General features: G+C 64.2%; 13 protein-coding genes. 3 read left to right on the top strand and 10 right to left on the bottom strand.

The annotated features are described in order from the left end of the window. Positions 1–120: 120 nt before the first annotated feature. The 10 genes from ACEN88_RS10590 to gyrA form a co-directional block, all read right to left on the bottom strand. Positions 121–426 (bottom strand): integration host factor subunit beta, encoded by a 306-nt coding sequence (locus ACEN88_RS10590; protein WP_056450593.1) that lies wholly within the window; start codon positions 424–426, stop codon positions 121–123. Positions 427–444: 18 nt separating this feature from the next. Continuing rightward, positions 445–2,151, bottom strand: coding sequence for a 30S ribosomal protein S1 (rpsA, locus tag ACEN88_RS10585; protein ID WP_413339433.1), 1,707 nt, complete (start codon positions 2,149–2,151; stop codon positions 445–447). 137 nt (positions 2,152–2,288) lie between these two features. Next, the gene (gene cmk / locus ACEN88_RS10580; protein WP_413339432.1) at positions 2,289–2,951 is read right to left on the bottom strand and encodes a (d)CMP kinase; all 663 of its coding nucleotides are present in this window, start codon (positions 2,949–2,951) and stop codon (positions 2,289–2,291) included. A 118-nt stretch (positions 2,952–3,069) separates the two neighbouring features. After that, positions 3,070–4,401 carry a 3-phosphoshikimate 1-carboxyvinyltransferase gene (aroA, locus tag ACEN88_RS10575; protein WP_413339431.1) on the bottom strand — a complete coding sequence of 444 codons (1,332 nt, stop codon included), beginning with the start codon at positions 4,399–4,401 and terminating at the stop codon, positions 3,070–3,072. Next, positions 4,398–5,306, bottom strand: a complete 909-nt coding sequence (locus ACEN88_RS10570) for a prephenate dehydrogenase (RefSeq protein ID WP_413339430.1) — start codon at positions 5,304–5,306, stop codon at positions 4,398–4,400. The genes aroA and ACEN88_RS10570 overlap by 4 nt, the downstream gene beginning before the upstream one ends. After that, positions 5,306–6,409, bottom strand: a complete 1,104-nt coding sequence (gene hisC / locus ACEN88_RS10565) for a histidinol-phosphate transaminase (RefSeq protein ID WP_413339429.1) — start codon at positions 6,407–6,409, stop codon at positions 5,306–5,308. Before hisC ends, ACEN88_RS10570 begins: the two co-directional genes overlap by 1 nt. Positions 6,410–6,437: 28 nt before the next feature. Continuing rightward, positions 6,438–7,508, bottom strand: a complete 1,071-nt coding sequence (gene pheA / locus ACEN88_RS10560; protein WP_413339428.1) for a prephenate dehydratase — start codon at positions 7,506–7,508, stop codon at positions 6,438–6,440. 155 nt (positions 7,509–7,663) lie between these two features. Next, positions 7,664–8,752, bottom strand: coding sequence for a 3-phosphoserine/phosphohydroxythreonine transaminase (gene serC, locus ACEN88_RS10555; RefSeq protein ID WP_413339427.1), 1,089 nt, complete (start codon positions 8,750–8,752; stop codon positions 7,664–7,666). Positions 8,753–8,762: 10 nt separating this feature from the next. Continuing rightward, complete coding sequence (locus ACEN88_RS10550; protein WP_413339425.1) at positions 8,763–9,314, bottom strand: DUF2059 domain-containing protein; 552 nt, start codon at positions 9,312–9,314, stop codon at positions 8,763–8,765. A gap of 280 nt (positions 9,315–9,594) precedes the next feature. Then, positions 9,595–12,210, bottom strand: coding sequence for a DNA gyrase subunit A (gyrA, locus tag ACEN88_RS10545; protein ID WP_371764795.1), 2,616 nt, complete (start codon positions 12,208–12,210; stop codon positions 9,595–9,597). 395 nt (positions 12,211–12,605) lie between these two features. Between gyrA and ompA the strand changes: the two genes are divergently transcribed. From ompA to ACEN88_RS10530, 3 genes are all read left to right on the top strand, one after another. Then, positions 12,606–13,319 carry an outer membrane protein OmpA gene (gene ompA / locus ACEN88_RS10540; protein WP_413339423.1) on the top strand — a complete coding sequence of 238 codons (714 nt, stop codon included), beginning with the start codon at positions 12,606–12,608 and terminating at the stop codon, positions 13,317–13,319. Between the two features lie 107 nt (positions 13,320–13,426). After that, a complete protein-coding gene (gene ubiG, locus ACEN88_RS10535) occupies positions 13,427–14,134 on the top strand; it encodes a bifunctional 2-polyprenyl-6-hydroxyphenol methylase/3-demethylubiquinol 3-O-methyltransferase UbiG (RefSeq protein WP_413339421.1) in 708 nt (235 codons plus the stop codon). Positions 14,135–14,144: 10 nt separating this feature from the next. Then, positions 14,145–14,705: HAD hydrolase-like protein (locus tag ACEN88_RS10530; protein WP_413339419.1), on the top strand; the 561-nt coding region annotated here is incomplete at its 3' end.

Genomic DNA, 14,705 nt, shown 5'->3' with positions numbered 1-14,705 from the left:
CTTCGCTCGCTGTGGTCAGCTCGCGGCGGGACTTCCACCCACAAGAGTGCGCCCATGCTGGGCGCACCAAAAAAAACGGCGCCCCGAGGGACGCCGTTTCGTGAGTCTGTCGCAGACGGATCAGTCTTCGATGATCGGTTGTCCGACCATCGCATCCACCCGCTCGCGCAACTGCTTGCCCGGTTTGAAGTGGGGCACCCGTTTTTCGGGCACCATCACTTTGTCGCCGGACTTCGGGTTGCGGCCGATACGGGGCGGCCGGCTGTTCAGGGCAAAGCTGCCGAAACCCCGTATCTCGATGCGCTGGCCGCTCGCGAGAGCGCCCGTCATCGCATCGAGGATGGTCTTGACGGCGAACTCGGCGTCTTTTGCCACCAGCTGAGAATAGCGCTCGGCCAGGCGGTTGATCAGCTCGGACTTGGTCATCTGCTCATTCTCAGGTGATTAACCTTTGTTATCGAACTTGGCCTTCAGCAGGGCGCCCAGCGAGGTGGTGCCGGTTGCTGCGCTGTTGTCCGAAGCCAGCTTCTGCATGGCTTCCTGGGTCTCGGCGTTGTCCTTGGCCTTGATCGACAGCTGGATGCTGCGTGCCTTGCGGTCGATGTTGATGACCAAGGCTTCGACCTTGTCGCCCACTTTCAGGTGGGTGCCGGCATCTTCCACGCGGTCGCGCGAGATTTCCGAAGCGCGCAGGTAGCCTTCGACTTCGTCGCTCAGGGCGATCACGGCGCCTTTCGGCTCGACCGACTTCACGGTGCCGGTGACCAGGGTGCCCTTGTCGTTCAGCGAAGCGAAGTTGTTGAACGGGTCGCCTTCCAGCTGCTTGACGCCCAGCGAGACACGCTCGCGCTCGACGTCGATCGCCAGAACGACGGCTTCCAGCTCGTCGCCCTTCTTGAAGCGGCGGACAGCTTCTTCGCCCGGCTCGGTCCACGACAGGTCGGACAGGTGCACCAGGCCGTCGATGTTGCCCGGCAGGCCGATGAACACGCCGAAGTCGGTGATCGACTTGATCAGGCCCTTGACCTTGTCGCCCTTCTTGTGGGTCATGCCGAAGTCGTCCCACGGATTCGCCTTGCACTGCTTCATGCCCAGCGAGATACGACGACGCTCTTCGTCGATTTCCAGGACCATGACTTCGACTTCGTCGCCCAGCTGGACAACCTTGTTCGGCGCCACGTTCTTGTTGGTCCAGTCCATTTCCGAGACGTGCACCAGGCCTTCGATGCCCTGCTCGACTTCCACGAACGCACCGTAGTCGGTCAGGTTCGTGACCTTGCCGAACAGGCGGGTGCCTTGCGGGTAGCGACGCGACAGGCCGGTCCACGGATCGTCGCCCAGTTGCTTGACGCCCAGCGAGACGCGGTTCTTTTCCTGATCGTACTTGAGGACCTTAGCGGTGATCTCTTGACCAACCGACAGGACTTCCGACGGGTGACGCACACGACGCCATGCCAGGTCGGTGATGTGCAGCAGGCCGTCGATGCCGCCCAGGTCGACGAACGCACCGTAGTCGGTGATGTTCTTGACGACGCCGGTGACGACGGTGCCTTCCTTCAGCGTTTCCATCAGCTTCGCACGCTCTTCGCCCATCGATGCTTCGATGACGGCGCGACGCGACAGCACGACGTTGTTACGCTTGCGGTCCAGCTTGATGACCTTGAATTCCAGGGTCTTGCCTTCGAACGGGGTCGTGTCCTTGACCGGACGGGTGTCGACCAGCGAACCCGGCAGGAATGCGCGGATGCCGTTGGTCAGGACGGTCAGGCCGCCCTTGACTTTGCCGTTCACGGTACCGGTGACGATCTCGCCCGATTCCATTGCTTTTTCCAGAGCCAGCCACGATGCCAGGCGCTTGGCCTTGTCGCGCGACAGGATGGTATCGCCGAAACCATTTTCCAGCGATTCGATGGCCACGGAAACGAAGTCACCCACGTTGACTTCCAGTTCGCCCTGGTCATTCTTGAATTCTTCGATGGGGATGAAAGCTTCCGATTTCAGGCCGGCGTTGACGATCACGAAGTTGTGATCCAGACGCACGACTTCGGCGGAGATGACTTCGCCCGAACGCATGTCTTGACGCGCCAGCGACTCTTCGAAGAGTGCTGCGAAGCTTTCCATACCGGTATCTTGATTTGCTGCAGTAGCCATAAGTTTTGAGATGTTAGCCAGCAGATCGGCTATATGCGATCTGAACTGGGTCAAGTTGAACCACACCCGGGACATCCCGGGCACCAAAAAACGCCGCTCTCACGGCAGTTCCTACGCCTTCAGGAACGAATTCTTGTTCAGGGATGCGCGTACCAGGCCAGTACCTGTTCGACGGCTTCGTCCGCCGTCATCTGCGAGGTATCGAGGATGTGCGCCCCTTCCGCCGGCACCAGCGGGGCCACGGCGCGCTGGGTATCGCGCGCGTCGCGGGCCTGCAAATCCGCCAGCAGATCGTCCATATTAGCAGAAAATCCTTTGTCAATCAATTGCTTATACCGGCGTTGCGCACGTGCCTCAACACTTGCGGTCAGGAACACCTTCAGCTGGGCGCCGGGAAAGATCACCGTGCCCATGTCGCGGCCGTCGGCCACGAGCCCGGGCGTTTCGCGGAAGCTCAGTTGCAAGCCGTACAACGCCTGGCGCACGGCCGGCAGCGCGGCGATCTTCGACGCGGTATTGCCGACTTCTTCCTGGCGGATGGCGTTGCTCACCTCTTCCGTGCCGAGATAGATGTGGCCGCCGTTGAAGCGGACGGGCAGGTGTTCGGCGACCTTGGCGAGCGCGTGCTCGTCGTGCAGGTCGGTGCCGCGGCGCAGTGCGGACAATGCGGTCAGGCGGTACAGGGCGCCGGAATCCAGCAGGTGGAAGCCCAGGCGGTCGGCGACCTTGTGGGCAACCGTGCCCTTGCCCGAGGCGGTCGGGCCGTCAATCGTAATGACGGGAATATTCGAGTTCGGCATGTGAATTTGTTACCAAAATGCCGACGGGATGCTCGCATGATGGTGGGCACGGGGTGCCCACCCTACGGCAATCGTCGGACGTAGGGTGGGCACCCCGTGCCCACCGAAAATCAAACCATCAGGATACGGTGTCCTGGGCGATTCCGGAAAACGTTTCGAAATAATCCGGGAACGTCTTGGCCACGCACTTCGGATCGTTGATGCGCATCGCGTTGCCGCGGCGCGCGGCGCCATCCAGCGACGCCAGCGAGAAACACATCGCCATGCGGTGGTCGTCATAGGTGTCGATCGTCGCATGCGACAGCGTGTCGGGCGGCGTCACGCGGATGTAGTCCGGGCCCTCCTCCACCGTCGCGCCGACCTTGCGCAGTTCCGTCGCCATCGCGGCCAGGCGGTCGGTTTCCTTCACGCGCCAGCTGGCGATGTTGCGCAGCGTGCTCGTGCCGTCCGCGTACAGTGCGGCGACGGCGATCGTCATCGCGGCGTCCGGGATGTGGTTGAAGTCCGCGTCGATCGCTTTCAGCACGCCGTTCGACTTCGCCTCGATCCAGTTGTCGCCCTTCGTGATCGTCGCGCCCATCTGCTCCAGCGCGTCGGCGAAGCGCACGTCGCCCTGGATCGAATCCTTGCCCACGCCTTCCACGCGCACCGGACCGCCGGCGATGGCGCCCGCGGCCAGGAAGTACGACGCCGACGACGCATCTCCCTCGACGTGGATGCTGCCCGGACTCTGGTAGGTCTGGCCCGGCTGCACGGTGAACGACGCCCAGCCGTCCTGGCCGACCGTCACGCCGAAGCGGCGCATCAGGTTCAACGTGATCTCGATGTACGGCTTCGAAATCAGCTCGCCCACGACCTCGATCGTGACCGGCTTGTCGACCGCCATCAGCGGCGCAGCCATCAGGAGGGCCGTCAGGAACTGGCTCGACACGTTGCCGCGCACGGCGATGCGGTCCGGCTGGACCTTGCCTGCGCGGATGTGCAGCGGCGGGTAGCCCGGATTGCCGGTGTATTCGATGCTGGCGCCGACCGCGTTCAGCGCGTCGACCAGGTCACCGATCGGACGCTCGTGCATGCGCTCGACGCCGTGCAGCGTGTAATCGCCGCCGATCACGGCCAGCGCCGCCGTCAGCGGACGGATCGCGGTGCCCGCATTCCCCATGAAGAGGTCGGCCTGGCCGACGGGCAGCTTGCCGCCGGCGCCGTGGACGACGTGCGTGCGCTCGTCGACTTCTTCCCACCGGATACCGAGCTTCCTGAGGGCGTCCAGCATGACGGACGTGTCGTCCGACGCGAGCAGGTCGTGGATGGTCGTCGTGCCTTCGGACAGTGCGGCCAGCAGCAACGTGCGGTTCGATATGCTCTTCGAGCCGGGCAGGCGTACGGTGCCCTGCACGCGCATCACGGGTTCGAGGTCGATGTGCTGGGGATAGATTTTAGCTTGTGTCATTTTCCAGATTCCTGATCGGGCGCCGGCGGTTTTTCCGCGGCTTCGATCGCTTCGGTCCACGCGCGGCGGGCACGCTGGGCGTTGGCGTAGGTCGCCTCCAGCGCGGCTCCGTCACTGGCGGCGAGCCGCGCGCGAAGGTGTGTCAATTGAGCGAGATAGGCGTCCAGTTCGCCGAGCAGCGCGTCGCGGTTCGCGAGGCTGATGTCGCGCCACATTTCCGGCGACGAGCCCGCGATGCGGGTGAAGTCGCGGAAGCCGCTGGCGGCATACTGGAACAGCAGGTCCGCGTGCGGCTTGTTGGCGATGTCGTCGACGAGCGCGTACGCGAGGAGGTGCGGCAGGTGGCTGACGGCGGCGAACACCTTGTCGTGTTCCTGCGGCGTGAGCATGTGGATGATGGCGCCGCACGTGCGCCACGCGGCGGCCACTTTCTCGACGGCTTCCGGGGCATTTTCCGGCAGCGGCGCGAGCACGGTCTTCTTGCCGCGGTACAGGTCGGGGATCGCCGCGTCCGGACCGTTCGATTCACGGCCGGCGATCGGGTGGCCCGGCACGAACTGGTGGACGCGATCGCCCAGCGCGGCACGCGCGGCCGCCACGACGTCGGACTTGGTGCTGCCCGCGTCCGTGACGATCGTCTGCGGCTCCAGGTGCGGCAGCAGCGATGCGAGGATGGTCCCAGTCTGCGCGACGGGCGCCGCCAGCAGCACGAGGTCCGCACCGCGCAGCGCGACTTCCGGCGATGCCGCCGCTTCGTCGATGATCCCGAGTTCGCGCGCACGCGCCAGCGCCTGCGCGGAGCGTCCCAGGCCCACGATATGGCCCGCGGCGCCGGCCGCCTTCAAGCCCAGCGCGAACGAGCCGCCGATCAGGCCGACGCCGACGATGACGACTTTCGTGAACATCAACCGAGGGCCTTCTTCAGCGCTTCGATGAACTTCGCATTTTCTTCCGGCAGGCCGATCGAGATGCGCAGCCATTGCGGCAGGCCGTACGCGCCGACCGGACGCACGATCACGCCCTGCTTCAGCAGCGCGAGGTTCACGCGCGCGCCGGCGCCCTCGTCGTCGCCCACTTTCACGAGCACGAAGTTGCCGTACGACGGGACGTACTCGAGCTTGAGCTCATCGAACGCCGCGGTCAGCTGCCGGTAGCCGGCGCGGTTGTTCTCGGCACCCTTCCGCAGGAATTCTTTATCGTTCAGCGCCGCGATGGCGGCGGCCTGCGCGAGCGAATTCACGTTGAACGGCTGGCGGATGCGGTTCATCAGGTCCGTCACGGCCGGCTGGGCGATGGCGAAACCGACGCGCAGGCCCGCGAGGCCGTACGCTTTCGAGAAGGTGCGCGAGACGATCAGGTTCGGGTATTTGCGGACCCACTGCGTCGATTCGAACTGGTCCTTCTGCTCGAGGTATTCGTTATAGGCCTCGTCCAGCACGACGACGACGGACGCCGGCACCTTGGCCAGGAACGCCTCGATCTCGGGTGCGGCGATGAACGTGCCGGTCGGGTTGTTCGGGTTGGCGATGTAGACGAGACGCGTGTCGGCATCGATGGCGGCGGCCATCGCATCGAGGTCGTGGCCGTAGTTCCTGGCCGGAACAACGATGCCGCGCGCGCCGACGCCCTGCGTGGCCAGCGCGTACACGGCGAACGAGTACTGCGCATAGACGACGGCCTGGCCCTTCTGCACGAACGCGTGCGCGGCGATCTCGAGGATGTCGTTGGAGCCGTTGCCGAGCGTGATCCAGTCGGCCGGCACGTCGTAGCGCTTGGCCAGCGCGGCCTTCAGCTCGAAGCCGTTGGCGTCCGGGTAGCGGCCGAGTTCAGTGGCGGCAGCAAGCATCGCGGCCTTGGCCGATTCGGGAACGCCGAACGGGTTTTCGTTGGACGCCAGCTTGACGATATTGGCTTCATCGAGGCCGAACTCGCGGGCGACTTCGGAAATGGGTTTGCCGGCCTGGTAAGGGGCGATGGCGCGGACGTAATCGGGACCGAATTGCGACATGGGATTCTCTTGGCTGTAGTGGTGTGATTCAGAGGCCGACGGGATAGGATCCCAATACCTTGAAGAAGGCGGCGTTGTCCTTGAGTTCTTCGAGCGCGCGGCCGACGGCGGCATCGGCGATGTGGCCTTCGACGTCGACGTAGAAGTAGTACTCCCACGTGCCGATGCGCGCGGGACGCGATTCGAAACGCGTCATCGACACGCCGTGCTTCGCGAGCGGCGCGAGCAGGCTGTAGACGGCGCCGGCCTTGTTCGGCACGGCCAGCACGATCGACGTGCGGTCCTTGCCCGACGGGCCCGTGGCCTGGCTGCCGATGATCAGGAAGCGCGTGCGGTTGTGCGGGTCGTCCTGGATGTGCGCCTGCACGACGCCCAGCTTGTACTGTTCGCCCGCCATCTCGCTCGCGATCGCGGCGATGGCCGGATCCTGGCTCGCCAGCACGGCCGCTTCCGCGTTCGACGCGACGGCGCGGCGCTCGATGCCGGGGTGGTGCAGGTTGAGCCAGACCTGGCACTGGGCCAGCGCCTGCGAATGCGCGCACACGACCTTCACGCCGTCCATGCTGCCCGTCTTCGTCATGAGGCTGTGATGCACGGGGATCGACACTTCGCCGCTGATGATCGTCGTGGTCGCGAGCATCAGGTCGAGCGTGCGGTTGATGGCGCCCTCGGACGAGTTCTCGACCGGGACGACGCCGTAGTCGGCGGTGCCGGCCTCGGTGGCGCGGAACACTTCGTCGATCGACACGCACGGCAGGCCTTCGACGGCGCTGCCGAACTGCTGGAACACGGCCTGTTCGCTGAACGTGCCGGTGGGGCCGAGGAACGCGACCGTCACGCGCTTTTCCAGCGCGCGGCAGGACGACATGATCTCGCGGAAGATGGTCTGCACGTCCTGGTTCTTCAGCGGACCAGGGTTGCGCTCGGCGACGCCGCGCAGCACCTGCGCTTCGCGCTCGGGGCGGAACACGGGGGCGTTCGTCTCGGCCTTCACATGGCCGACTTCCTGCGCGACCTTGCCGCGGCGTGAAAGGAGTTCGAGGATTTGCGCGTCGATCGCATCGATCTGTTCGCGCAGGGGTTTGAGTTTGTCTGTCATCGTCTGCTCATGGGTTTCGGTTCGCCCGTCATCCCCGCGGACGCGGGGATCCATGCTGATTACCCGAAGTCGCGGCATGGGCATCGCCACGTTGCCGACAAGGGTACGCTCAGCATGGGTTCCCGCCTGCGCGGGAACGACGAGGATGCGGCGACTCAGCGCCCCGCGAACTCGTTCAAATAATCGACCAGGGCTTGCACACCCTCGATCGGCATCGCGTTGTAGATCGATGCCCGCATACCGCCGACGGACTTGTGGCCCTTCAGTTGCAGCAGGCCGCGCGCTTTGGCGCCGGCCAGGAATTGTTCGTTCAACGACTCATCGCGCAGGTAGAACGGTACGTTCATGCGCGAGCGATAGTCGGGCGCCACACGATTCTGGTAGAAGTCGTCGGCGTCCAGCGCCGCGTACAGCAGGCGCGCTTTTTCGATGTTGCGGCGTTCCATCTCGGCCACGCCGCCCTGTTTTTTCAGGTGCGCGAACACGAGGCCCGCGATATAGATCCCGTACGTCGGCGGCGTGTTCAGCATCGACTCCGCCTCCGCCACCGCGCGCCAGTTGAACACGCCCGGGCAGATCGGCAAGGCGTGATCGAGCAGGTCCTCGCGCACGATCGTGATCGTCAGGCCCGCCGGGCCGATGTTCTTTTGCGCGCCGGCGAAGATCACGCCGTACTTCGACACGTCGACCTGGCGCGACAGGATGTGCGAGGACATGTCGACGACGAGCGGCGTATCGCCTTGCACGGTCGGGACGTAACCGATCTCGACGCCGTCGATGGTCTCGTTCGTGCACAGGTGCAGGTAGGCCGCGTCGGCGCTCAGCTTCCACGTCTCCTGCGGCGGCACGGTGGTGAAGCGGCTCGCTTCGCCCGATGCGGCCACGTTCACGTTCGCGTAGCGCTTCGCTTCCTTGATCGACTTGCCGGACCACGAACCCGTGTGGACGAAATCGATGGCCGCGGGCTGGGGTTTGCGGCCCACCATGTTCATTGGGATGATCGCGTTCTGGCCCAGGCCACCGCCCTGCAGGAACAGGACCTTGTAGTTGTCCGGGACACCCAGCAGTTCGCGGAAGTCGGCTTCGGCCTGCTTCGCGATCGAAATGAACTCGGGGCCGCGATGGCTCATCTCCATCACGGACATGCCGCTGCCGTGCCAGTCGAGCATCTCTTCGGCCGCCTGGCGCAGCACTTCTTTCGGCAGAACGGCCGGGCCGGCGGAGAAGTTGTACACCTGGGTCATCGTCTCCTCCTTACTTGCCGACGATGCTTTGCGCGCTCTGCGCCATCATCTTCTGCACGCGCGGCATCATCACGCGGTTGCTGATCTCCATGCTGCGGGTCATCAGCGTCGGCATGTTCGCCAGCATCTTCTGGCCCAGCGGCGACGCGTAGAACGCGGACAGCTGGCGGATCTCGTCCAGCGTATAGGTCTCGGCGTACAGCGGCACCATTTCGGCCAGCATGTCGTCGACGAGGGTCGGGTCGCTGAATACGCCGTGCATCTGCGCGGTCAGCGTGGGCAGCGCTTCCTGCAGCTTCTTGTGCGCCTCGGCCTTCTTCTCCGCGGAGAGCGTGGCGTCGCTGTCGATCATCGCATTCATCGACGCGCTGATCTGGGCCGGCATCTGCTGGTCCGCCTGCTTCAGCGACGCTTGCATCACGTCGCGGATCTTCATCGACGCCAGCATCTGCTTGGTGGCGGCGACGACGGCCGGATCGGCTGACGGCACCGGCGTCGCGGCGAACGCGGCAGGAGAGCAAATGACGAGGGCGGAGGCGATGGCGACGAGAGTTTTCTTCACGGATGTCCTTGATGATGGCTGGTGCGGGGGGCTTGCAATCCCGGCATGACAATGCGGGTTCCTCGATTTTCGCACGAAACTTGCAAAAAATCCTCAACAGGCCCCATTTCGACGGCATATGACACGTCGCCCCCGCGGAGGCGGGGGTCCAAGTTTTGCATCCAGGCTGCTCGAAATTGGGTTCCCGCCTGCGCGGGAACGACGGTTAGTCAAAGTTTCGACCAGTAAAAAAGCCGCCAGGACGCAAGCGTCAGGGCGGCTTTCCGATGGACTATCCGGCTTATTCCGGCGCCGGCTCCAGTTCCGTTTCCTCGAGGTCGGTCTCGACCACGCGCTGCAGGCCGGACAGCCTGGTGCCGTCTTCCACCGCGATCAGGGTGACGCCCTGGGTGGCACGGCCCATCTCGCGGATCTCGGCCACGCGGGTGCGGATCAGCACGCCGCCGGTCGTGATCAGCATGATCTCGTCCGTCTCGTCGACCAGCGTCGCGGCGACGACCTTGCCGTTACGCTCGGACGTCTGGATCGCGATCATGCCCTTCGTGCCGCGGCCGTGGCGCGTGTACTCCGTGATCGGGGTACGTTTGCCGAAGCCGTTTTCCGTCGCGGTCAGCACGGACTGCTGCTCGTTCTCGGCGACCAGCAGCGCGATCACGTTCTGGCCCTCTTCCAGGTTCATGCCGCGCACGCCGCGCGCCGTCCGGCCCATCGGACGCACGTCGTTCTCGTCGAAGCGCACGGCCTTGCCGGCGTCCGAGAACAGCATCACGTCGTGCTTGCCGTCCGTGAGCGCGGCGCCGATCAGGAAGTCGCCGTCGTCCAGGTCGACCGCGATGATGCCGGCCTTGCGCGGATTGCTGAAGTCGCGCAGCGGCGTCTTCTTGACCGTGCCGAGGCTCGTCGACATGAACACATAATGGTCTTCCGGGAACGTCGAGTTCTCGCCCGACAGCGGCAGGATCACGGTGATCTTCTCGCCATCCTGCAGCGGGAACATGTTCACGATCGGCTTGCCGCGCGAGTTGCGCGAACCCTGCGGCACTTCCCACACCTTCAGCCAGTACATCCGGCCGCGGTTGCTGAAGCACAGCATGTAGTCGTGCGTGTTCGCGATGAACAGCTGGTCGATCCAGTCCTCGTCCTTCGTCGCCATCGCCTGCTTGCCGCGGCCGCCGCGCTTCTGCGCGCGGTATTCGGAAATCGGCTGCGACTTCATGTAGCCCGTGTGCGACAGGGTCACGACCATGTCCTGCGGCGTGATCAGGTCTTCCGTTTCCAGGTCGGACGCATTGTGCTCGATGGCCGAACGGCGGGTGTCCTTGCCGTTGTCCGCGTAGTCCGATTTGATCTGCGCCATCTCGTCGACGATGATGCTCGTGACGCGCTCCGGGCGGGCCAGGATGTCGAGCAGGTCGGCGATGTGCAGCATCACTTCCTTGTACTCGTTGACGATCTTGTCCTGCTCCAGGCCGGTCAGGCGCTGCAGGCGCATCTGCAGGATTTCCTGGGCCTGCTCGTCCGACAGCTTGTAGAGGCCGTCCTGCTGCATGCCGTAGTGCTTCGGCAGGTGCTCCGGACGGAACGCCTCGATGCCGCCGGACGCGCCGAGTTCGGTGCGGCTCAGCATTTCGCGCACGAGGGACGAATCCCACGCGCGCGACATCAGTTCCGTCTTCGCGACCGGCGGCGTCGGCGCGGCCTTGATGATGGCAATGAAATCGTCGATGTTCGCCAGCGCGACCGCGAGGCCTTCCAGCATGTGGCCGCGTTCGCGTGCCTTGCGCAGCTCGAACACGGTGCGGCGCGTGACCACTTCGCGGCGGTGCGACAGGAAGCACTCCAGCATCTGCTTCAGGTTCAGCAGTTTCGGCTGGCCGTTGACGAGGGCCACCATGTTCATGCCGAACGTGTCCTGCAGCTGGGTCTGCTTGTACAGGTTGTTCAGCACGACTTCCGGCACTTCGCCGCGCTTGAGCTCGATGACGACGCGCATGCCCGACTTGTCGGACTCGTCGCGGATGTCGGAAATGCCTTCCAGCTTCTTGTCGCGCACGTTTTCGGCGATGCGCTCCAACAGGGATTTCTTGTTGACCTGGTACGGCAGCTCGTCGACGATGATCGCGATGCGGCCGCCGTCCTTGCCGTATTCCTCGAAGTGGGTCTTGGCACGCATCACGACGCGGCCGCGGCCCGTGCGATAGCCGTCGCGCACGCCCGAGACGCCGTAGATGATGCCGGCCGTCGGGAAGTCCGGCGCCGGGATCAGCTCGATCAGCTCGTCGATCGTGCAATCCGGGTTGCGGAGGACGTGCATCGCGCCGCTGATCACTTCGGACAGGTTGTGCGGCGGGATGTTCGTCGCCATGCCGACCGCGATACCGGACGAGCCGTTGATCAGCAGGTTCGGGATCTTCGTCGGAAGGACGGTCGGCTCTTTTTCCTTGCCGTCATAGTTCGGCTGGAAGTCGACGGTGTCCTTGTCGATGTCGGCCAGCAGCTCGTTCGAGATCTTGTCCAGGCGGCATTCGGTGTAGCGCATCGCCGCGGCGGAGTCGCCGTCGATCGAGCCGAAGTTGCCCTGCCCGTCCACGAGCGTGTAGCGCAGCGAGAAGTCCTGGGCCATGCGGACCAGGGTGTCGTAGATCGACGCGTCGCCGTGCGGGTGGTACTTGCCCATCGTGTCGCCGACCACGCGCGCGCACTTCAGGTAAGGACGGTTCCACACGTTGTTCATCTCGTGCATCGCGTAGAGCACGCGGCGGTGCACGGGCTTCAAGCCGTCGCGCACGTCCGGCAGAGCACGGCCCACGATCACGCTCATGGCGTAATCGAGGTAGCTCTTGCGCATCTCTTCTTCCAGGGAAATTGGAACTGTTTCTTTTGCGAATTGATCCATTGTGCGGGTCGGCGCCTTCAGGCTGATAAGTGATATTCCAAGCCCATGATTTTACCACGGCAGCCCTATCAATAACCGATTTCAACGGCAAGCGGCGCCGATAGCAAACAAGCACAATTAGCCCTTTGACACATGCTTGTCATAAACCTTCGTCAAGCTTGCGTGCGACTTCCGACACCTTGTTGCGCAGAAACAACGCGACAAATAGCATGCACGGCAATTGGTCGCCGGTCGGTCGTGCGGATGTGGCGTATGTGGCAAAATGGCCGAGACGTTAATTGCTTGTTTCACAATGCGGAACTGACGTGCTGTCTCGAGTGTTAATATTATGCTCACGTCTTATTGCCCTGGGGCAGTTTCGCCGCTAGAAGATTTTACCGAAAGGAAGAAAAAATATGAACAAATTGGCAACCCTCGTATTCGCAGCTACGGCCGCGATGGCGGGCAGCGCATCCGCGCAAAGTGCGCCTCCGTATGCGCCGCTGACCACCGATATCAAGGCGCCGACGCCGTACAGCGCTTACGTGCAGGATGCCCGTGGTGTCATCGCCCGTAATCCGTTCGGCCTGTGCTGGCGCACGGGCTACTGGACCCCGGCCGACGCGGTCCCGGGCTGCGACGCACCGCTGTGCGTGGAACCCGAGCGTCTGGAAAACGGCAAGTGCGTCGCTCCGCCGCCGCCGCCGGTCGCCGCTCCGGCACCTGCAACCCCGGCTCCGGCCCCGGCACCGGCTCCGGTCCCGACCTCGGAAAAAGTGAGCTACTCGGCTGACGCCTTCTTCGACTTCGACAAGGCCGTCCTGAAGCCGGCCGGCAAAGCGTCGCTGGACGACCTGGTCTCGAAGCTGAAAGACATCAACCTGGAAGTCATCATCGCCGTCGGCCACACCGACTCGGTCGGCACCGATGAGTACAACCAGAAGCTGTCCGTCCGCCGCGCCGAAGCCGTCAAGGCCTATCTGCAGAGCAAGGGCGTCGAATCGAACCGCGTCTACACCGAAGGCAAAGGCGAGAAGCAGCCGGTCGCCGACAACAAGACCGCCGCCGGCCGTGCGAAGAACCGCCGCGTGGAAATCGAAGTCGTCGGTACCCGCAGCAACAAGCAGTAATCTGGCTTAACGCCTGAACAACCCCGCTGCGGCGGGGTTTTTTTATGGCCCGGTTTTTTTCACGATCCCATCCGTACCGCTACCCATTTCCGCTATCATTCCGTCCTATGACTACGACGACCAATGCCGATCCCTTAGAGATCCAGAAGTTCAGTGAACTGGCCCACCGCTGGTGGGACCCGACGTCCGAATTCCGTCCGCTGCACGACATCAACCCGTTGCGCCTGGAATGGATCAACGCGCGCGTGCCGCTGGCCGGTAAAAACGTCATCGACATCGGCTGCGGCGGCGGCATCCTGGCCGAATCGATGGCACGCAAGGGCGCCAAGGTCACGGGCATCGACCTGTCGAAAAAGGCACTGAAGGTGGCCGACCTGCACAGCCTGGAATCGGGCGTGGAGGTGCGCTACAAACTGATCGCGGCCGAGGACATGGCGACGGAAGAGCCGGGCCAGTTCGACGTCGTCACCTGCATGGAGATGCTCGAGCACGTCCCGGACCCGGCTTCCATCGTGCGCGCCGCGGCGGCCCTCGTCAAGCCGGGCGGCCGCGTGTTCTTTTCCACGCTGAACCGCAACGTCAAATCGTATCTGTTCGCCGTCGTCGGCGCGGAATACGTGCTGCGCATGCTGCCGCGCGGCACCCACGATTACGCCAAATTCATCACGCCGGCCGAGTTGTCGAACTTCGTGCGCGACGCCGGCCTCATCGTCGACGGATTGAAAGGCCTGACCTACAACCCGCTGACCAAGATCTACTCGCTGAACCAGGACACCGACGTCAACTACATGGTTGCCTGCAGTAAGCCGCTCTAAGTACCGACTCATGACCTTTTCTTCTTCCCTGTCCGCGCCGCGCGCCGTCCTGTTCGACCTCGACGGCACCCTGGCCGACACCGCGCCCGACCTCGCGGCGGCCGTCAACTGGATGCGCACGGAACGCGGCCTGGAACCGACGCCGTACGCCATCCTCCGCCCGACCGCATCGGCCGGCGCCCGCGGCATGATCGGCGCCGCCTTCGGCCTGGCGCCGGGGGACGAGGGCTATGAAGAGATGCGTCTCGAATGGTTCGAACGCTACCAGTCCAACATGGCCGTGCACAGCACGCTGTTCGACGGTATCTCCGACCTGCTGGACGGCCTGACGGCGGCCGGCATGGCCTGGGGCATCGTCACCAACAAGCCGGCCCGCTTTACGGACCCGCTCGTCCCGCTGATCGGCCTGGCGCACGCCGGCTGCGTGATCTCGGGCGACACGACCCCGCCCGCCCACCCCCACAAAAACACCCCGCGCCGCAACATGGGGCGTCAAAACGCCTCCGCCCCGCCGAACGAGTCGGTGGCCAACGCCAACGTGGTGGTGGTCAACCCGACCCACTACGCGGTG

Origin of the sequence: Massilia sp. CT11-108, assembly GCF_047302915.1 — a bacterium.
Classification (GTDB): Bacteria; Pseudomonadota; Gammaproteobacteria; order Burkholderiales; family Burkholderiaceae_D; genus Telluria; species Telluria orientalis.
The sequence above is the reverse complement of the archived record's forward strand: the minus strand, read 5'-3'. Positions and strand labels throughout refer to the sequence as shown.